The 19,779-nt window shown below is 35.4% G+C and carries 18 protein-coding genes; 6 read left to right on the top strand and 12 right to left on the bottom strand.

Going from position 1 to position 19,779, the window contains the following annotated elements:
* Positions 1-76: 76 nt before the first annotated feature.
* Entirely contained in the window at positions 77-505 is a 429-nt protein-coding gene (locus MNO09_RS28615) for an EamA family transporter (protein WP_000100307.1), read from the top strand.
* Positions 506-516: 11 nt separating this feature from the next.
* On the opposite strand, the gene MNO09_RS28620 is transcribed toward MNO09_RS28615, so the two are convergent.
* Positions 517-1,110: a DedA family protein gene (locus MNO09_RS28620; RefSeq protein WP_000434862.1), complete on the bottom strand. Its 594-nt coding sequence runs from the start codon at positions 1,108-1,110 to the stop codon at positions 517-519.
* A gap of 474 nt (positions 1,111-1,584) precedes the next feature.
* On the opposite strand from MNO09_RS28620, the gene MNO09_RS28625 reads away from it, so the two are divergent.
* The gene (locus MNO09_RS28625; RefSeq protein WP_000151444.1) at positions 1,585-4,347 is read left to right on the top strand and encodes a tetratricopeptide repeat protein; all 2,763 of its coding nucleotides are present in this window, start codon (positions 1,585-1,587) and stop codon (positions 4,345-4,347) included.
* Positions 4,348-4,389: 42 nt separating this feature from the next.
* Here the strand turns inward: MNO09_RS28625 and lepB are convergent, their stop codons facing one another.
* Positions 4,390-4,926: a signal peptidase I gene (gene lepB, locus MNO09_RS28630; protein ID WP_000983304.1), complete on the bottom strand. Its 537-nt coding sequence runs from the start codon at positions 4,924-4,926 to the stop codon at positions 4,390-4,392.
* A 159-nt stretch (positions 4,927-5,085) separates the two neighbouring features.
* Between lepB and MNO09_RS28635 the strand changes: the two genes are divergently transcribed.
* Positions 5,086-5,370 carry a hypothetical protein gene (locus tag MNO09_RS28635; RefSeq protein ID WP_000867040.1) on the top strand — a complete coding sequence of 95 codons (285 nt, stop codon included), beginning with the start codon at positions 5,086-5,088 and terminating at the stop codon, positions 5,368-5,370.
* A gap of 55 nt (positions 5,371-5,425) precedes the next feature.
* Here MNO09_RS28635 and MNO09_RS28640 read toward each other — a convergent pair whose 3' ends face one another.
* Together MNO09_RS28640 and MNO09_RS28645 are read right to left on the bottom strand one after the other, a co-directional pair.
* Positions 5,426-6,106: a lysoplasmalogenase gene (locus tag MNO09_RS28640; RefSeq protein WP_001051062.1), complete on the bottom strand. Its 681-nt coding sequence runs from the start codon at positions 6,104-6,106 to the stop codon at positions 5,426-5,428.
* Between the two features lie 122 nt (positions 6,107-6,228).
* Positions 6,229-7,179 carry a DMT family transporter gene (locus tag MNO09_RS28645; protein ID WP_000845721.1) on the bottom strand — a complete coding sequence of 317 codons (951 nt, stop codon included), beginning with the start codon at positions 7,177-7,179 and terminating at the stop codon, positions 6,229-6,231.
* A 269-nt stretch (positions 7,180-7,448) separates the two neighbouring features.
* Here MNO09_RS28645 and MNO09_RS28650 point away from each other — a divergent pair, with 269 nt between their 5' ends.
* The gene (locus tag MNO09_RS28650) at positions 7,449-9,374 is read left to right on the top strand and encodes a heavy metal translocating P-type ATPase (RefSeq protein WP_001083800.1); all 1,926 of its coding nucleotides are present in this window, start codon (positions 7,449-7,451) and stop codon (positions 9,372-9,374) included.
* Between the two features lie 183 nt (positions 9,375-9,557).
* Here the strand turns inward: MNO09_RS28650 and MNO09_RS28655 are convergent, their stop codons facing one another.
* The 3 genes from MNO09_RS28655 to MNO09_RS28665 are packed head-to-tail and all read right to left on the bottom strand — an operon-like array spanning position 9,558 to position 11,467.
* On the bottom strand, positions 9,558-10,427 hold the full coding sequence (locus MNO09_RS28655; protein ID WP_001226522.1) for a YihY/virulence factor BrkB family protein: 870 nt from the start codon (positions 10,425-10,427) through the stop codon (positions 9,558-9,560).
* A gap of 6 nt (positions 10,428-10,433) precedes the next feature.
* Entirely contained in the window at positions 10,434-10,949 is a 516-nt protein-coding gene (locus tag MNO09_RS28660) for a DUF4075 domain-containing protein (RefSeq protein WP_001085385.1), read from the bottom strand.
* A 53-nt stretch (positions 10,950-11,002) separates the two neighbouring features.
* A complete protein-coding gene (locus tag MNO09_RS28665; RefSeq protein WP_000250910.1) occupies positions 11,003-11,467 on the bottom strand; it encodes a low molecular weight protein-tyrosine-phosphatase in 465 nt (154 codons plus the stop codon).
* A gap of 173 nt (positions 11,468-11,640) precedes the next feature.
* Between MNO09_RS28665 and MNO09_RS28670 the strand changes: the two genes are divergently transcribed.
* A complete protein-coding gene (locus tag MNO09_RS28670) occupies positions 11,641-11,865 on the top strand; it encodes a DUF1128 domain-containing protein (protein ID WP_000366197.1) in 225 nt (74 codons plus the stop codon).
* 192 nt (positions 11,866-12,057) lie between these two features.
* Positions 12,058-14,724 (top strand): cation-translocating P-type ATPase, encoded by a 2,667-nt coding sequence (locus tag MNO09_RS28675; protein WP_000073678.1) that lies wholly within the window; start codon positions 12,058-12,060, stop codon positions 14,722-14,724.
* 82 nt (positions 14,725-14,806) lie between these two features.
* Here the strand turns inward: MNO09_RS28675 and MNO09_RS28680 are convergent, their stop codons facing one another.
* The 5 genes from MNO09_RS28680 to MNO09_RS28700 form a co-directional block, all read right to left on the bottom strand.
* Positions 14,807-15,889 carry a toxic anion resistance protein gene (locus MNO09_RS28680; RefSeq protein WP_001064402.1) on the bottom strand — a complete coding sequence of 361 codons (1,083 nt, stop codon included), beginning with the start codon at positions 15,887-15,889 and terminating at the stop codon, positions 14,807-14,809.
* 18 nt (positions 15,890-15,907) lie between these two features.
* Complete coding sequence (locus tag MNO09_RS28685) at positions 15,908-17,539, bottom strand: YceG family protein (protein ID WP_088106803.1); 1,632 nt, start codon at positions 17,537-17,539, stop codon at positions 15,908-15,910.
* Between the two features lie 110 nt (positions 17,540-17,649).
* Entirely contained in the window at positions 17,650-18,441 is a 792-nt protein-coding gene (locus MNO09_RS28690) for a TerC family protein (protein ID WP_000025707.1), read from the bottom strand.
* A gap of 72 nt (positions 18,442-18,513) precedes the next feature.
* Positions 18,514-19,092 (bottom strand): TerD family protein, encoded by a 579-nt coding sequence (locus tag MNO09_RS28695; RefSeq protein WP_000236646.1) that lies wholly within the window; start codon positions 19,090-19,092, stop codon positions 18,514-18,516.
* A gap of 82 nt (positions 19,093-19,174) precedes the next feature.
* Positions 19,175-19,759 (bottom strand): TerD family protein, encoded by a 585-nt coding sequence (locus tag MNO09_RS28700; protein ID WP_000146732.1) that lies wholly within the window; start codon positions 19,757-19,759, stop codon positions 19,175-19,177.
* Positions 19,760-19,779: the final 20 nt, after the last annotated feature.

Genomic DNA, 19,779 nt, shown 5'->3' on the forward strand with positions numbered 1-19,779 from the left:
CCCACTCATTAAAGTTTCACTTTATACATGAGAATGGTTTTCATGTATAATAATGTAAGATTGGAGGAATTTTACTATGAGTTCATGGCTCTTATTCGCACTATTATCAGCAATTGCTGCTGCCCTTGTATCTATTTTCGGAAAGATTGGTTTAGATGGAATCGATGCCAATGTTGCAACAACGGTTCGTTCTATTATTATGGCATTATTTATGGTAGGCGTTATTATTATCCAAGGTAAATTTCAAAATATTGGCGACGTACTGCTAAATAAAAAAGCACTGCTCTTTATCACATTAAGTGGGGTTGCAGGTGCTTCGTCATGGCTATTTTATTTTCTTGCCCTCAAAACAGGGAAAGTTTCACAAGTGGCTCCTGTCGATAAATTAAGCGTCGTATTTTCTATCATTCTCGCGATGATTATACTCGGTGAAAAATTAAACTTTATGACTGGCGTTGGTGTAGTCTTTATTACAGCTGGTGTATTATTTATTGCTTTCAGCTAAAAAAACCGCTATTAGCGGTTTTTCTTTTTCTTTATGTAAAACCATACAATACATATAACAATTACTGAAATGAATAAAATCCATATTCCATAATGATGTAAACTATACTCAACGAAACGCCATTTCTCTCCTAACTTCCAGCCAAGTCCAATAAAAACACTTATCCAAATAAGCGCACCACCGTAAGCATACAAACAAAAACGCCAAAGTGTTAAATTCGACATCCCAGCAAAATATGCTGTTAAATGACGTACTCCCGGAATAAAGTAACCAATCATTAAAAGAAAGGGGCCATACTTTTCAAATAAAATATGCGTTTTTTCAATGTGATGTTCTTTAATTCTAATCTTCGGCCCATATTTTTTTAAAACAGGAAGTCCAAGTTTTAAACCTAATATGTAGCTTAATGTAATACCTAACATCGCACCAGCCATCCCGCTTAAAAAAGCAGCAGTTCCTGACATAACTCCTTTAGAAACGTTATAACCAACGAAGGTCAATAAAAACTCGTCTGGTATCGGTAATCCAACAATTCCACCGGCCAACGCTATAATAATTCCAAAATACCCATAATGCGCGATTAACTCGCCAATATGTTGTTCCATTTGGAAAACACATCCTATGCACGATCGTTATTCCACATTGTGCCCTTTCTATCTTTCAGACAAACATGGTATACATATTCACTATACATTGTTTTTATAATGAACTCTACTTCTATCCATTCCTTTAGCAGGAAGAAAGTGAACCATTAATCAGTGGTGATTTGCTCATCCTCACTAATTTTTAGCACACACCAATTGTGCGCCCGACTCCCGCCTACTTCCCTTGTATTCACCGATTTTTGAAGCGCTAGTCTTACTACCCGCAAATAGCCGGATTAAAAAATAAAAATTCATATGCTTGTTTTTTTGTTACAATAAAGGAAAGTTACTTTTCGCAACGGTTTAACTCTCAGGAAAAATGATATATCTAGCAAAAACATAGTTTGGTCGATATAATGCAACTTCTACCTATTAAAAGAACATACACCCTTTACATACAACATCATTTTTCTAAATTATACAGGGGGAACGAACATGACCATTGAAAATCAATTTATCCAAAAGGTTTACTATAAAACATTTTTAACAGAAGAAACTTCTACTCCAGTATCAGAAGTACTCGGTGAAGCATATATAAATGAATCTACAAATGAATTCTCCAACATTTCTAATATCCGCTTTGCCCAAGGTGAATTTTATTACCAAAATAAAGACTTTGAAGCAGCGATATTTAAATGGGAAAAAGTAAATAACGAACTTGCACTTTGGGCAACCAAAAATATTGCGGATTCTTATTTTGAACTAGGATTCTTGCCAAAAGCAGAAGAGATTTATCAATCTATTCAAACGGAAGATACAACTCTTACAATGGAAGTTTCCTTACAACTTCTTTCTCTTTACATCGAACAAGATCGTTTAGGTCTAGCATTTAAGACGATTAGTGAGGCTGTTGCATTTCAACCTGACTATCCTAATATCACTGCAATTGCTCGCTCATTCTATGAAAAACAAGAAGATTGGAATAATGCTATCGAACTTGCCGTTCAAGAAGGAATTCGAACAAAATCGTTACACTGGTTCGATACTTTAATCAATTATGTGAATCAAGGATTCACGAAACGAATCAAACCAGAATATTTCTATGAATCTTTAAAAGCTTTATATGCAATTGATCAAGTCCAATTTAAAGAACTTGTTATTGCGCTTTGGAACAGCTATCAAAATGAAAACTTACATCTACCTTGGATTCAAACAATAAATCATTTATTCTTACATATTGAAACAGACAACAATGACGATTGGCATGAAATTGTTGAACGCTATCAAGATACGTACTTTGAGTTAATTACTGGTGAGCATTTCATGCATGAAATGCAGGGACTTGTACCAGATTTATTAACCAATTGGTTTAGTTTAACGCAAGCAAAAGATGCCCTATTTGTCTCTGCTGCAGTGTTAGCATGGAATGAAGTTTCACCTACAACTTTAGAGTCATTACTCGTAAAAAGTGCTGGAGCCCTACTTTCTAATTCAACAGCTGAAACAAATGTAAATATGGAAACAGTTTCTCATTTATTCGAAACAATTGCTGTATGGGCTGAAAAAAACGATGTGGATTTAAGTCATCAATTTACGTTACTCGTTCACGAACTGTGTGATTTAAATGTTACACAATTACTAATAGCGGGAACTAGTAACCAGGATAAATCATCATTCATCAATTCAATACTAGGAGAGAACATCTTAACTGAGACTGTAACAACTCCTATTCTATTTAAAGATGATAGCCAAACTGAAATAACAGAATTCACTGCGTTAGATGTACACAATATACCTAACTTTGATGAATTCCATCAAAGAATGGCTACACCTTCCGGATCAGAACTTGAGAAAAAATGTATAGAAATTAAGTTACCAAGTAGATTTTTAAGAAAAAATAAATTTGCATTTCTTGTTACGCCACCTGTTCAAGGGCAAGTGGATAAAAACAGCTCATATTTTGAATACTTACAAGCAGCAGATAGCCTTATTTACGTATTAAATTCTGCTTCACCATTACATGGTGAAGAACTTGATACATTACTTTATTTACGGGAACAAGTGCCAAATTTACAAATTCATTTCGTATTACACACAAATAATACGACCAATAATGAAAAACTAATGAGTAAGATTAAAGTCCATTTCCCAAATGCACAGTTCTTCCCATACTCTCCTTCACAAGAGAGTAGCCAGCAACTTGGGGACGTGACAGAGTCTATTCTTTCTAATTTGGCAGAACGTAACATGGAACAAGAACGTATAGAAAAACTAATATGGTTTACTCAAAAGACAATCGCATACCTTGTAAATGAACGTGTGGAGTTAGAAAATACATTAGTGAAATCAGTACGCTGGAATAAACATATCTCAGTTAAATTAAATGGATTTATTAACAACCTTACTGCCCTTGAAAAAGATAAAATTCGTTCTATTACAGAATCTTATCTTTTAACGAAAGAAGAAATCACACGAGATATCCATTCTCAAATCCCTGAATTATTACAGAGTTGTTCTGACCTTGTTCAAGAAGATAGCGACTTCAAATTAGTTCATGAAGAATTAAATACTGCGATGAACGAACGAGTTCAAAAACATGTACAACAAGTACTTCTTCCTAAATTTACTGGTTCTATTCAAGAGTGGATTGAAACAGCTCATAATGAATTTATTCAAGCTCAATCTTATTTAGATGAAATGAGTGAAACGTTTAATAAATTATATAAAGAAGAACGCATGAAACTTCCTTGTGATTTCAAATTACTAGATGATTGGCATCGAGATGTTGTACGCATGACAAATAGAATTACAGTAACGAACATCAATATTTTATTACGCTTTACACCGACACAATTTTTCTTAAAGAGTGCGGGAAAACTATTTGGTAACATGCAAAAAAATCAGTCTATGCTCGCAAACAAATATAAACAATACATTGAAACGGAAGACTATACGGAAATTGCTCAAACAATCTCAAAACAATTCTTCCTTCAATTTGAAGTATTTGAAGGCGCATTAGAACGAGATATCATGATGTTCTTTAAAGATCCACTTAGCATATTGAAACAAAATGTAGAAGCAGCTCAACTTGAAATACAGGAAGACGAGCAAACATTAACAACATTAAGAAGCAACCCAGAAACTTATCACGATCCGTTAGCATTCTTTAAACTGCAACTATTGCAGCACAAATTCGTTTTAAGTACAAACAAAAGCAATGAAGACGTCTATGAATTTAATGAGTCTCCTACGATTTAACATAAAAAACCAAGCAAATTTCAGTTTGCTTGGTTTTTTACTTTAATTCATTATTTTCATATGTTCAAATGGATAATAAATTGCCGCTAATTCTCCTAATACATCTTCTCTATCAATAAGTCCCAAACCATTTCTACTATCTCTGCTTATTAGGCGATTATCTCCCATAACAAAAATCTTATTTTTAGGAACTGTAATCGGTCCAAAGTCCTCTGTTAAATTCATAAGTTTTTTTTCAGCTTGTTTTTTATTACTATACAAATAAGCTTCCTGTGTCACTTCATGATTCACATATAATTGATCATTTCTCACCTCGATTACATCGCCAGGCAAACCAATAACCCTTTTCACATAAAAATTATCCGTCTTCACAACAATAATATCTTCTCTCCCATAACTTTCAAACTGCTTTGCTAACTTATTAACAATCAGCTTATCCCCATCTTGTAACGTCGGCTTCATGGACGCTCCTTTTACAGTCGTAGGAAAAAACACAAAAATTTTCGCTAAAAACACTAACAAACATGCAATTGCAATTGTTCCAAAGAATTCACGCCAACGTTTTTTCTTTTGCATCATTCCACCATCTCATCATCTTTTTACTTTTATTATAAGGACTTCAACTGTGTAATTTCCATAAAATTCTGAATTATAAAATTTTAATATTACAAACTTTTAAATAATAATATTCAAAAATATATTATTTTATATTTTTATTTACTTAAGAGGACTTTTTCTATGAAAGTTATGCTTAAAAATGAAAATACCGGCCAAATTAAACAAGCAAAAATTGGTTTTAGTTGGACTGTATTTTTCTTTGGTTTCTTCCCTGCTATATTCCGTGGAGATTGGAAATGGTTTTTAATTATTTTAATCGCTAGCATGTTTACGTTCGGATTCTCTAACCTAGTCTTCTGCTTTATTTACAACAAGCTTTACATCAATGATTTATTAGCTCAAGGTTATAAAGCAGCTGATGAATATAGCCTTTCTGCCCTACAACAAAAAAACATCGTAGCATAGTAACAAAAAAAGATACTCTCAAAATAGTCTATCCACTATTTTTGAGAGTATCTTTTTATATTCCCACATATACAATACACATTTGAGCCGCTACATATGTAAACCAAATCCAAAGTGGTTCATACTTTAATTTGCGCCCTCCAATATCTGTCACACCTATAATAAAATCAGAAATCACAAATAGTAAACCACCAAAAGCCGGTATCCACCATATTCCTGTATTCTCATAGTATAGGGCGAATGCAAAGCAAGCCATTCCTCCAACCCACAATCCGTAAATTAGAGCTCCTATCGTAAACAATTTATCTTGTTTATCATTTCGTATAAAGAAGTACCATCCTATAATTAGAAAGAGCCCGTATACGAGTAAACCAATCCAAAAACCATTCCATGAGATGCCTGTTTGCAAAAATGCTTTTACATAAAAACAATGCGCAAGCGCGAAAGTAATCATCCCTCCAATTAATCGATGACCAATTGGAATCAAACCTGCCATAAATAAATCTCCTACAGTTGATAACGTCATACCTAGTGCAACCCACGTACTATACGCTACTGATGGATCTTGTAACCATATCCAAATTGCACTCCCTGTTAAAGAAAAACTAAGAATAAGACGCACCGCTAAAGGTAACGGCATATTATTTCTTGTTTTTTTTGTCTGTCCTATTGCGTACATTGCACCAATTAAAAAAAGAATTATTTGTCCAATTAACACCATGTAAAGTAGATTCATAACATGTTCTCCTCAATAAATGCTTTTTGTATCTTTTTTCGTTACACCTAGTCTATTATCCTTTTTCTATATAAAAAAAGAAGAACAGTACTGTTCTTCCATTGTAATCGTTTTCCTGTTATCTATGCTACTTGTTTTTCGTTCGCCCTTTTCTGCTTAGCTGTCGTCCGATTCACCACGATAATTCCCGCGGCTACACATGCCAAACCGAATAATACAAATGAATGAATTGCTTCTCCTAAAATCATGCTCGATAATAACACACCAAATACGGGTATAAAGAACATGTACATTGATACTTTTCCAACCTTGTTATACTTCATAATTGTATTCCAAATGCAAAAGCCTGCTGCGGATAAGAAAGATAAGTAGAGAAGCATAAATATTGCATGTACACTAAATGTAAGTGGCATGGCTCCAACTTGCAAAGCCCCTATACATAATAGCCCTATAGAACCAAAAATCATTTGATATGCTGTCATATAGCCAACATCTAATGTTTTGCTACCTTCTTTCGCCAATATGTTTCCATATGAATACAACATTGCTGCACTAAGAAGTAATAAGCTACCGATTCCGAAATGGAATGACAAACTACCATCACTCGGTACATTTACTAAAATGACACCACAAAAGCCAATAGAGACCCCAATTATTTTTCTCATATTGAGAGCGTCATCTTTATATAAAAAGTGAGCGAGTAAAATTTGAAAGAATGATGATGTTCCTGAAATGATAGCTCCCTCAATACCAGAACTATAACTCATTCCAATATAAAAACATATATATTGAAGAAATGTTTGAAATAAACCAATTTGTACTAACTGCTTCCCCGTTCCTTTTTTGAAGCTCATATCTTTTCCTAACACTTTAAAGAATAATAAGAGCATGACTCCAGATAAAAAGAAACGATAACCAGCAAATAATATTTGCTCCCCAACTTCTTGTGGCTGAATTCCAAGTTCAGCATAACTTAATTTAATAAATGGGAATGCGCTCCCCCACAAAAAAGTCGCTACTATTGCAGCAATTAGTACGCCAATCGGATGGGTAAAAAATTTCTCTGTCTTCACTTGTTGTCTTCCTTTCCGATCTTTTTATGAACAATATTCATATATACCAAAGGAAGTGTGAAAACACAAGTTTTCAGTTTATACGCAAACAAAACATATCATCTAACGAAAACATATGCTATACTATAGAATAATTACAACATAATAACTATTAAAATCAGATTCAACAGAAATGCTGCTATCCATTATGGATGGCAGCTTTCGTCGTTTTATAGGGGTTTCGATTTTGATTCTTTTTCTCAATAAGAATTTGGAAGGAGCGAGTAGTAATGAACTCAGAAGTAAAAACATTACAAGTACAAAAGTCTATTTCTCATCCCTCTTTATGGGATACATTAACGAAACATCATGAACTTATATTTGCAATCGCATCTGGTATTTTCATTTTAGCTGGTTGGTTATTCACAAAGAACGATGCAATGAATGTAGGCATTACTTGCTATATCCTTGCTTATATAGTTGGTGGATATGCAAAAGCGAAAGAAGGTATTGAAGATACCATTGAAGAGAAAGAGCTAAATGTCGAAATGCTCATGCTCTTTGCTGCTATCGGTGCTGCAATCATTGGCTACTGGGCAGAAGGTGCAATTTTAATCTTTATCTTCGCACTAAGCGGTGCGATGGAATCTTATACATTAAGTAAAAGTCAAAAAGAAATTTCAGCGCTTCTTGATTTACAACCTGAAGAAGCATTACGTATTTCAAATGGACCCGAAGAACGTGTTCCTGTTGGACGATTACAAATTAACGACATTATTTTAATTAAGCCAGGTGAGCGCGTTCCTGCTGACGGTACGATTCATAACGGTGAAACAAATATCGATGAAGCAGCAATTACTGGAGAACCTATTCCAAATGAAAAAAAACATGGCGATGAAGTATTTGCCGGTACCGTAAATTTACGCGGTGCTATCGAAGTTAAAATTACGAAGCCGAGCGATCAAACATTATTCCAAAAGATTATCCGTCTCGTCCAAAGTGCACAAAGTGAAAAATCACCATCACAACTATTCATCGAAAAGTTTGAAGGAACATACGTAAAAGGTGTACTACTCGTTGTTGCGCTTATGATGTTCGTCCCTCATTTCTTACTTGACTGGAGCTGGAATGAAACGTTTTATCGCGCTATGATCTTACTTGTAGTCGCATCTCCTTGTGCACTCGTTGCTGCCATTACACCAGCAACATTGTCTGCAATTTCTAACGGAGCAAGAAATGGAATTCTCTTTAAAGGTGGCATACATTTAGAACGCCTCGCTTCAGTAAAAGCGATCGCCTTTGATAAAACAGGAACATTAACAGAAGGAAAACCTACCGTAACAGATGTATATGTTCGAGAAAGTATGACAGAAAAAGAAGTACTTTCTATTACAGCATCAATTGAAAGTCACTCTACACACCCTTTAGCTGAATCTATCGTTAAATATGCACAACATGCGTATGACATTGTATTAAAAAAACCAGAAAATGTTGAAGATGTAACTGGTTTTGGACTCAAAGGAATATTTGAAAACAAAGCTTATAAAATAGGTAAAGCTGATTTTATCGGTGAAGAAACAAAGACATTTCATAATGGTATTTCTGCCTCCCTTGAAAAAGAAGGTAAAACTGTCGTTTATATTAGTGATGAGAGAGGCATTCTTGGACTTATCGCTTTAAAAGATACGCTTCGCCAAGAAACAATAGCTGCTATTCGTGAATTACAAAGCATTGGTGTCGAAGCAATTATGATTACTGGAGATAATGAAGAAACGGCAAAAGCAATTGCCTCTGAAAGTAATATAAAGGAATATTACGCATCATGCTTACCAGAAACAAAAGTTGAAACGATTAAAAAGCTAAAAGAAAAATACGGGACAGTAGCAATGGTCGGAGATGGTATAAATGATGCTCCTGCACTCGCTACTGCCAGCATTGGTGTAGCAATGGGTGAAGGAACAGACGTAGCTTTAGAGACTGCAGACGTTGTACTTATGAAAAACGAATTATCTCGCCTTTCCCAAGCAATCCGCTTATCAAAACGAATGAACCGTATTGTAAAGCAAAACGTAATCTTTTCACTAGCTGTAATTGCAATGCTGATTTGTTCAAACTTCTTGCAATTTTTAGCTCTTCCATTCGGTGTGATTGGGCATGAAGGAAGTACAATTCTTGTCATTTTAAATGGCTTACGATTATTAAATGGAAACAAATAAAACGGGTCCCTCATAGAGGACCCGTTTTTTTAATGGTAGCTATTATGCCCGTTCGCACTACTACTCGTTTTATGCTTTGGATGCGAACTGCTCTTTTGTTTATTGTTATTTTTGTTGTTGTGGTTCTTTTTATTATTACTCATGAAATATCCCCCCTGTTCCCTATTATTATGGAACAAGAGGTCATTTTTCATTACGGGAATTATTGTCACCCGTCCTATAATGATGGAGTAAACCATTAATTTCACCGCCAAGTAAAATTACCCATCCAGTTAAGTAAAACCATAACATTAAAATAATGATACCACCGAGACCACCATATGTATTGGCGTAATTCGCAAACTTATCTACATAATAAGCAAATGAGTACGATACCACAATCCATCCTACAGTAGCAAATGTTGCTCCTGAAATGACTTCTCTTCTTTTTAACTTTCGATCTGGTGCAAATGTATATAAGAAACTAAACAAGGCAAATAGTACGAAGAAACTCGCTACTAAGCGTGTAATGCTCCATACGAAAGAGAAACTATCTGATAAACCGAGTGCTTTAAACACCGCTGCTCCAATAACTTGTCCGAATACCGGGACAATTAAAGCAAAGACAATCATAAAAATGATAGCTAATGTAAACACAATTGATAACGCTCTTGTTGTAATAAAAGAACGTGTTTCTTTCACGTCATAGGCGCGGTTAAAAGCATTCATAACCGCATTAACACCATTTGAGGCAAACCATAACATGGATAATAAACCAAATGATAATAAACCACCATTTTGCTGATTTACAACTTTATCTACATTTACCTCAATTAAGTTCATTGCATCATCTGGTACATAAACCTCTAATAAACTAAGCACATCCTCTGTTTGAATGGGAATAAATCCAAGAAGCGTAATTAAGAAAACGAGCCCAGGAAAAATTGCAAGCAAGAAGAAATAAGCGAGCTGTGCTGCCAAGCCCGCTACATCATCGCGCATCGTTCGGTCATATAAGTCTTTACCAAACGAATAAGTACGATGTCTCCTCACCTTTTCTAAAATTTTTCTCATATATGTTTAAACGCTTTTCTTCTCTTCTTTATCTTGCTTCAACTCAATGTACGCTTCAGTTTTTTTTCCCTCTACATTTGAGTCTTTCATAAATAGTTCACGCGCTTCTTTCATACCGCCATCTTCAGCAACTACTGGCTCTTCTTCTGCTTTCAGCTCATCTACCTTTGAAGATACAGCTTGAATTTCAATCGTTTCTGGCTTCTCTGCTGGCTCAACCTTTTTCTTACTAAAAATTTCTTTCGTTTCTTTTAACGTCTCTACAACAGACGGCGTCAATTTTTTAATTTCTGCTACTTTCGCTTTTACTACATTGAAGTCAGCGAGTTCGCGTCCTTTATCTGTAACAGTTTGCACTTTTTCTTTTATCTTCGCATTTTCACCGATTTCAATCATCTTTGTTTTTGCTTTTTCCGCAGTATTTTTTACTTTTTCACGGTTTTCCTTCTTCAACATAGATACAGCTACACCTGCAGCTACACCAATCGCAATGTTTCGAGCAATATTATTTTTCTTTGCCATATTCCTTCACCCTTTCATTTCTTATATTAGAAAGTATTTCTTTCTAAGCTTCCTCATATTCCTTGTTCATTTCGAATGAAAGCTAATAGCTTTGCACACCCTTCTGTTACAAGGTCATATACTTCTTGGAAATTCCCTGTATAGTAAGGGTCGGGAACGTCTGTCCAGCCACCGTCTGGAACAAAATCGGACAGTCTACCAATATAGCCTCCAGTTTTACCTAAACTTTTTAAATCTGCTATATTCTTGTTGTCCATGGCAATAATATAATCAAACTTTGTTAAGTCTTCTTTTTCTACCTGCCTTGCTTTAATTCCTTCAAAAGTGACTGCATTTTCTTTTAAAATTTTTTGTGTTCCTTTATGTGGCGGATGGCCAACATGCCAATCTCCAGTTCCTGCAGAATCAATGACAATTTTCTCCTCGAGTCCCTCTTTTACGACAAGATCTCGAAAAATTGCTTCTGCCATCGGTGAACGGCAAATGTTCCCAAGACAAACAAACAATACTTGAACCATATTTTTGTTCTTCCCTTCTTGGTGCATTTCTTTATATATACTTATAGTATAAACAACCAATTATTAATTATAAAGGAAATCCCTACTAATTTAATAGGATTGAAAAGATTCATTAACGAAAATGATAAAAAATGTTAAGATATCCTTATGTTATTTTAAAGGGGGACACTTCGGTGGATTTATCCGTAAAGTCAGAAGAAAACGTTGAATATATGGTCGAAGCTATTAAAGAAAAATTACGTATGGTTAATGCTGGAGCGATGAGAGCTGCTAGCTTTAATGAAGAAATGTACGAAGACTTACGTGACATTTACGAGCATGTTATGAAACGTGAAACATTCAGCATCAGTGAAATGCAAGCTATTACAGAAGAATTAGGTACATTAATTAAAAAGTAAAAAAAGCCTCGTTTATATGAGGCTTTTTTTATTTCCAACAAATTCATGACAACTTTTCTCTTTCCCTCAACCAACTGTAAAATACTGTACAATGGAAGTAGAACCTCACCTTAGATTTTTTCTCCATACATACTACTCACAAATAATAGCAACACTACCATTGCTAACTGTTTTTACTGGAGGTGCTTACTTATGAGCAATTGGTACAGTAAGACGAAAGATCAAACATTAATCGACTTAGAAACAAACGAACAACACGGTTTAACAGATGAAATCGTAAATGAACGTTTAAAGCAATACGGTTCTAATGAATTAGCTACAAAACAAAAACGCACGTTATGGCAGCGTATTTTCGCCCAAATTAATGACGTCCTCGTATATGTCCTTATTATTGCTGCCCTTATTTCTGCCTTTGTAGGTGAATGGGCTGATGCTAGTATTATCGCGCTCGTTGTAGTTTTAAACGCTGTTATCGGTGTCATCCAAGAATCGAAAGCAGAACAAGCTTTAGAGGCATTGAAAAAGATGGCGACACCTAAAGCTATCGTCAAGCGAGATGGTGAACTAAAAGAAATTCCATCTGAACAAGTCGTTCCAGGTGATATTGTCATGCTGGATGCAGGACGTTATATCCCATGTGATTTGCGACTTATTGAAACCGCAAATTTAAAAGTTGAAGAATCTGCTCTAACTGGTGAATCTGTCCCTGTTGATAAAGATGCAATTTACCACCCTTCTATGCAAAGTGATGAGCAAGTACCATTAGGCGATCAAAAAAATATGGCCTTTATGTCGACACTAGTAACATATGGGCGCGGAGTCGGTGTCGCTGTTGAAACTGGAATGAACTCACAAATTGGTAAGATTGCTACCCTTTTACATGAAGCCGACGATGATATGACACCACTTCAAAAGAGCTTAGCACAAGTCGGTAAGTATTTAGGCTTTGTTGCTGTATCTATTTGCGTCATTATGTTTATCATCGGTTTTTTACAAGGACGAGATACGTTAGAAATGTTTATGACTGCTATTAGTTTAGCCGTTGCAGCTATTCCAGAAGGCTTGCCGGCTATTGTTTCCATCGTTCTTGCAATTGGTGTGCAGCGAATGATTAAACAAAATGTTATCATTCGTAAACTACCAGCTGTCGAAGCTCTCGGTTCTGTCACAATTATCTGTTCAGATAAAACAGGTACGTTAACGCAAAATAAAATGACCGTTACTCACTTTTATAGTGATAACACATACGACCATTTAGAAAACTTAAATGTAAATAATGATGTACAACGTCTATTGTTAGAAAATATGGTGCTATGCAACGATGCTTCTTACAGTTCCGACTCACAAACAGGGGACCCTACAGAAATTGCCCTTCTTGTTGCTGGAAACACTTTTAACATGCAAAAAGATCATTTAGAAAAGATACATGAACGCGTTAACGAGCTGCCTTTCGATTCAGATCGTAAAATGATGTCAACTGTTCATACATACGATGACAGCTACTATAGCATGACGAAAGGTGCTATTGATAAACTCTTACCTCGATGTACCCACATATTTAAAAACGGTAAAATCGAGGTTCTAACAGATGCTGATAAAAATCAAATATTAGAAGCTGCCGGGGCAATGTCTCAAGAGGCTTTAAGAGTACTTTCATTCGCATTTAAACAATACAATTCAAACGATGTGGTTATAGATCATCTCGAAGAAAATCTCATCTTTATTGGTCTTGTCGGTATGATTGATCCACCGCGAACTGAAGTAAAAGATTCCATTACAGAATGTAAAAAAGCCGGTATTCGCACAGTTATGATTACTGGTGACCATAAAGATACCGCATTTGCAATTGCCAAAGAACTTGGTATTGCCAAAGAAATATCTGAAATTATGATTGGAACTGAATTAGATAACATCCCAGATACAGAACTAGCAAATAAAATTAATCACTTAAATGTATTTGCCAGAGTCTCTCCAGAGCATAAAGTAAAGATTGTAAAAGCATTACGTGCAAAAGGAAATATCGTTTCTATGACTGGTGATGGCGTCAATGACGCTCCATCTTTAAAACAAGCAGATGTTGGCGTAGCGATGGGCATTACAGGAACAGACGTTGCAAAAGGGGCAGCGGATGTAGTATTAACAGATGATAATTTCTCATCTATCGTGAAAGCTGTTGAGGAAGGGAGAAATATTTATCGTAACATAAAAAAATCAATTCTCTTCCTACTCTCTTGTAACTTTGGAGAAATTATCGCTTTATTTTTAGCTATTTTACTCGGTTGGGCAACACCACTACGACCTATTCACATTTTGTGGGTCAATTTGATTACAGATACACTGCCTGCATTATCACTTGGGGTTGACCCTGAAGATCCAGATGTGATGAAGGAAAAACCACGACATGCGAAAGAAAGCTTATTTAGTGGTAGCGTTCCTTTTCTTATTTTCAATGGGGTTGTCATTGGACTTTTAACGTTAGCAGCCTTTATCGCCGGGGCAAAATTCTATACCGGAGATACAAATTTATTTCCTCTTTTCCCAGAGAAAATTGATGAAGATGCCCTATTACACGCTCAAACGATGGCATTTGTCGTTCTTAGTTTTTCTCAGCTCGTTCATTCATTTAACTTGCGTTCAAGAACGAAATCCATTTTTTCAATTGGGATCTTTACAAATAAATATTTAGTCTTCTCCCTTCTTATCGGTGTTCTTATGCAAGTGTGTATTATCTCCATCCCACCTCTTGCAAATATATTCGGTGTACACGCATTAACGATGCGAGATTGGGGATTTGTTCTCTTATTAAGTATCATTCCACTTGTTGTGAATGAGATCATTAAATTAGTAAAGAGAAACTAAAAGGCAATGAGGATTATTCCTCATTGCCTTTTCATTTATTTCACTATTTGCGGGAGATGTCCCTACTGATTAAAGTTTCACTTTATCCTTGTAATTCTTTTTTTATGTTCTCTGTTAACGTAGCCATACGCTTGCGGCTTTCTTCGCGCTCACGTTTATTTTGCTCTTCAATTTGTTGTGTTTCTTGCATACCTCTTGAAATAATGTTCCAAGTTTCCTCAAGTGTTTCCATCTTAATACTAGAAGAACCTGATAATCTCGCTACTTCCACACTTTGCGTTGCAATATTTTGTGCATTTTTCTTAAGTAATTCATTTGTGCGGCGATCAAGTTCAGCCATAGAATCTGCAACAAGCTTTTGACGTTTCGCATTCACCGCTTGAATAATACCATTTTTAAAGATAGGAATCGTTGTAATAAATGCTGTATTGATTTTACCAATTAATTTATTATTACCACGTTGAACCATACGAATTTGTGGTGCTGTAAGTAGCGCAACCATACGTGCTTTTTCTAAATCATCAATACGTTGCTCTAAAATTTCAACAGAATTTTTCAGTGATTCTAATTCAATACCTGCTAATTGGTCATTGTTGCGCACGCGCTCTTCGTACATTGGAACCAACTCTGTATTTAAACGCTCTAATAACATTTCTCCTGCTACTACATACTTTTCTAAGTCTAAATAATATTTTAAATTTTGCTCATATAAACCATCTAACGTACCGATTGATTTTTTCATTTCATCTTGATACTTTGTAATTTCTACGTATACTTTATCCATTTCGCGACCCATTGTTTGGTACTTACTAAAGATCTGTTCAATCATTTTATCAGCTTTTTTGAACATACGTGAGAAGAAACCGCTTTTCTCTTCCGCAAAGTCTTTGCTATCGAATCTGTCCATAATTTTACCAAGCTGTTTTAATAATTCTCCGGAGTCTTCTATTTTTGATAAAGACATTGTATGTAAAATTTGATCAGCGAAACGTGAAATTTCCATAGATGGTTCTTTTCCAAGCTCGATTAATTCTAACTGATCTTTAATATCTACTGCATTATAAATACGTTGTACTTCTGCATCTTGTCTAAGTTGTAAACGAACATCTTGTGCCGTTTGCTCATTTAATTCTGTTTTCGAATCTAGTATGACTGGGTTATTCATATGGCATTCTCCCTTTCCTTATAAAAATGGACGAAATAGTCCTTTTATTGTTTGTGATAAATTTTTATAGGCTGATGAACCATGAAACTCAAGATCGAAATTAACTTCTTCAAGCCAATGGGAATCAAATGCTTCTGCTTCAATATACGGTTCAATATCATTTCTCCCCGTTGGATTAAAGTGGAATACATCTACCCCAATTTGATTTAAAAATAATAATAAAACAGCATCCGAACGGCTTAATTCTCCGCTCTTCTCATTATTAAATATAACAATTTTCGGTACTTCTTGCGAGTAATCAAATTTCTCAAGTTGCTCTAAAATGTTCGGCGGTATTTGAGAAAGCTGTGCGAAAACATACAGTGCTACATCTTGTTTCGTCTCTTTCGCAATGGGTTTACACATTTCACTTTCGCACGTATGGATGATCGCCTCTGCAATACCATGTTGCAATCCTTCTGGCAAACGTTTATGTGGCCACCAATGACTGTTCATAATTAAATCAGGGTGTAATTTCCCCCCGCGGTCTAACGCATCTCGGTAATGATATTGGAAATTCGCTTTTTGTTCTTTCGTAAACGGAAATGTATTAATTAATAAACTGTTATCAAATGATGTAATAGCCTTTAATCGCTGAAAATATTCTTTATCATTTTTTGAGACACCTGATATTTTCGCAAATAAAGAAGGGATATAAATGTGTTTATTTTCAACAAAGAATGTTGGACGCACAAATGCCTTTTCTTTCGTAATTAAAAAGAGTTCATCATACGTTGTTTTGAGCGTACGAGCTACAGGCGTATAGGAACGAAATTGCCATGGCTTGTACAGCAGTGAGTTATCATGGTGAAGTACTTGTTCAATTTCTTTTGAAGCCTGATACGCTACTGTCGCAACTCGCTCACGGCGGCGATTTGGAAATGGCTCAAGAGAAATCCGACCTGGATGAGACACAACAAAACTTCTTCCTTCCTCATCAACATTCTCAAATCCATCTTTTCCTTCTGGGTGATAATAAAGTACATCGCAACCGAGCATAATAAGAAAGTATAAGAAATATATACGGCTTTCCTGTGCATCACCGTACCAAATAATGCGCGGCATTTGTTTCTTATAATTAATCGTAGAGAACCACTTCGCTACGTAATTTTCACTTAATTTAATTATATCAATTAAGAAACGACGGAATCCTTCTGTTTTTAACGATTGGTTATGTTGTTTCTCATATAATTTCAATACAGAAATAAACGTCGTATGTATATAATGCTGTAAGTCAGGATTGTCTACTTTCGGTAAAAGTTGTTTCCCAGATAAATGTGCCACTAACCTATTTACTGTCAGACCATTTGGTGCTTCTTGATGTAATCCGAACACTTCTTGAATATGACGAAGCTTTTCCGAATCAATCACTTTGTTTAAATTTTGTTCGTGTAAAACTTCGATTCCTTTCGCTTCACTATAATCAAATAGCTCATTAAAATATTCATCTACATCATTAGGAACGCCAAGGATTCGACATGCTATATAACTAAACTTCATCTCATTCTCTGTCAGTTCATATTGTGGGCGTTTTTCTAAAAGCGCTTCAAATTGCTTTAAATCTGATTCGTCTTTTAATGCACATGGTTGAAGTGTAAAACGTGAAAACACAACAGTTCACCTCCAAAAACATTTACTTTTTTTATAAAGTCTCTCTTCTATTATAAACTATTTTTAGTTATAAAAAATGGGCGCTCGCATAACGAGCAAACCCATTTCAATTATTTATGATTATTTTTAGTAGCTGCAACTTCTTCTTTAGCTTGTCCAGAATTCTTCATGTAGTGAAGTATAAACGTTGCTCCAAATGCTACAACTAAAATAATGAAGAACAGTGTATGACTAATATGAATATCAATTAGAGACAATAGCATTTTCGATGCGATAATTAAGATTAAAATATATGCTGTTGTTTCAAGCTCTGGAATACGCTCTAACAATTTTAAGAATACACCAGCGATACCACGCATCATTAAAATACCAAGCATTCCGCCTAATAATAGAATCCAAACTTCATTAGATACACCGAATGCAGCAAGTACGCTATCTACAGAGAACGCGATATCCATTAATTCAACCATCGCAACTGTTCCCCAGAAGACACCGAACATTCTAAAGAGAATACTATTTTGATTCATGCCATGAGCTTCTTCTTCTTCACTTGCACCTTTACGCTTATCAATAAAGTATTTCACTGATAACCAAGCAAGGTAAAGTGCACCAAGAAGTTTTACCCACCATAATTTAATTAAGAACATTCCGATTCCAATTGCAATAAAACGGAATACATAAGCTCCAATAAGTCCATAGAATAATGCTTTTTTACGCTTTTCTTCCGGAAGGTGTTTTACCATTACCGCTAATACAAGTGCGTTATCAGCAGATAACAACCCTTCAAGTACAACAAGTGTACCTATTAATCCCCAAGATACTGGATCTTGCAACACTTTAATCCACATGTCCAAGTCGAAAAACTGAGCATACGTATCAAGGATTCCTTGCAAAATACTCATCTTACCTATATCCCCTATTCTTTGCTAGATTTATAGAAAGGTCAAAAAAAGGAAACGAATGTCGTTTCCTTCCTATGCTTCCAAGCCATACGCTCTTACAAGCGCACCTAAACCACCTTGGAATCCACTTCCTACTGCATTAAACTTCCACTGTCCATTATGACGGTATAATTCACAAAAGACAACTGCTGTTTCGATGGAGAAATCTTCCCCTAAATCAAAACGAAGAACTTCTTCATTCGTTTCTTCATTCGCTAAACGAACGAACGCATTTCCTACTTGTCCAAAGTTTTGACTACGGCCTTCTCCATCATAAATTGTAACTGTAATAGCAATTTTGTGCACATCTGCTGGAACTTTCTTTAAATCCACAACAAGTTGTTCATCATCGCCTTCACCTTCACCTGTACGGTTATCTCCTGTATGTAGAACAGATTCACAAGGAGACTGTAAATTATTATAGAAAATAAAATCAGTTTCCTTCGTACATTTTCCATTCGCATCTAATAGGAATGCTGATGCATCTAAATCGAAATCTGATCCACCGTCATAAGATTTAATATCCCATCCAAGACCAATTACTGCTTTTGTTAAGCCAGGGCTTGTCTTACCTAAATCAATCTTCTGTCCTTTTTGCAATTGAATAACCATTTATATTCACCTCTATATTTTATATCTTAAAAAATATATCCATCAGTAAACACCTGTTTCACCGATGGATATATAAAATCTATTACTCTACATCTAAACCGAAATTATTACATAGAGACGCTAATCCGCCCTGGAATCCACTTCCGATTGCATTGAACTTCCAGTCACCTGCATGACGGTATAATTCCCCTACTACAACAGCTGTTTCAATAGAGAAATCTTCTCCTAAATCGTAACGAATTAACTCTGCATTCTTTTCTTCATCTAAAATACGTACGAAAGAGTTAGAAACTTGTCCGAAGTTTTGGCTACGACCTTCTCCATCGTAAATTGTGATTGAGAAACAAATACGTTCAATATGTGCAGGTACATTTTTTAAATCTACTTTAATCGATTCGTCATCGCCTTCACCTTCGCCAGTTCGGTTATCTCCTAAATGCTCGACAGCACCATTCGCACCTTTTGGATTATTATAGAAGACGAAATCCTCTGTACCTGAAACTTTACCGTTAGCACCTACTAAGAAAATACTAACATCTAAATCGAAATCGTTTTGTCCGTCATAACGATTCGTATCCCAACCAAGTCCTACAAGAACTTTTGAAAGACCTGGATTTGTTTTTGTTAAGTCTACCTTTTGTCCTTTTTTCAATGAAATTGATGCCATATTCAATTCCTCCTCGGTTT

This window comes from Bacillus sp. N5-665 (assembly GCF_022637375.2).
Taxonomy (GTDB): Bacteria; Bacillota; Bacilli; order Bacillales; family Bacillaceae_G; genus Bacillus_A; species Bacillus_A wiedmannii.

Bases quoted from the DNA above. Each gene is read 5' to 3' on its own strand.
- MNO09_RS28665 (WP_000250910.1), bottom strand. From the start codon at position 11,467: ATGGTTCAAGTATTGTTTGTTTGTCTTGGGAACATTTGCCGTTCACCG.
- MNO09_RS28650 (WP_001083800.1), top strand. From the start codon at position 7,449: ATGAACTCAGAAGTAAAAACATTACAAGTACAAAAGTCTATTTCTCAT.
- MNO09_RS28625 (WP_000151444.1), top strand. From the start codon at position 1,585: ATGACCATTGAAAATCAATTTATCCAAAAGGTTTACTATAAAACATTT.
- MNO09_RS28680 (WP_001064402.1), bottom strand. From the start codon at position 15,889: ATGAATAACCCAGTCATACTAGATTCGAAAACAGAATTAAATGAGCAA.
- MNO09_RS28690 (WP_000025707.1), bottom strand. From the start codon at position 18,441: ATGAGTATTTTGCAAGGAATCCTTGATACGTATGCTCAGTTTTTCGAC.
- MNO09_RS28695 (WP_000236646.1), bottom strand. From the start codon at position 19,092: ATGGTTATTCAATTGCAAAAAGGACAGAAGATTGATTTAGGTAAGACA.
- lepB (WP_000983304.1), bottom strand. From the start codon at position 4,926: ATGATGCAAAAGAAAAAACGTTGGCGTGAATTCTTTGGAACAATTGCA.
- MNO09_RS28660 (WP_001085385.1), bottom strand. From the start codon at position 10,949: ATGGCAAAGAAAAATAATATTGCTCGAAACATTGCGATTGGTGTAGCT.
- MNO09_RS28635 (WP_000867040.1), top strand. From the start codon at position 5,086: ATGAAAGTTATGCTTAAAAATGAAAATACCGGCCAAATTAAACAAGCA.
- MNO09_RS28675 (WP_000073678.1), top strand. From the start codon at position 12,058: ATGAGCAATTGGTACAGTAAGACGAAAGATCAAACATTAATCGACTTA.
- MNO09_RS28700 (WP_000146732.1), bottom strand. From the start codon at position 19,759: ATGGCATCAATTTCATTGAAAAAAGGACAAAAGGTAGACTTAACAAAA.
- MNO09_RS28620 (WP_000434862.1), bottom strand. From the start codon at position 1,110: ATGGAACAACATATTGGCGAGTTAATCGCGCATTATGGGTATTTTGGA.
- MNO09_RS28655 (WP_001226522.1), bottom strand. From the start codon at position 10,427: ATGAGAAAAATTTTAGAAAAGGTGAGGAGACATCGTACTTATTCGTTT.
- MNO09_RS28615 (WP_000100307.1), top strand. From the start codon at position 77: ATGAGTTCATGGCTCTTATTCGCACTATTATCAGCAATTGCTGCTGCC.
- MNO09_RS28640 (WP_001051062.1), bottom strand. From the start codon at position 6,106: ATGAATCTACTTTACATGGTGTTAATTGGACAAATAATTCTTTTTTTA.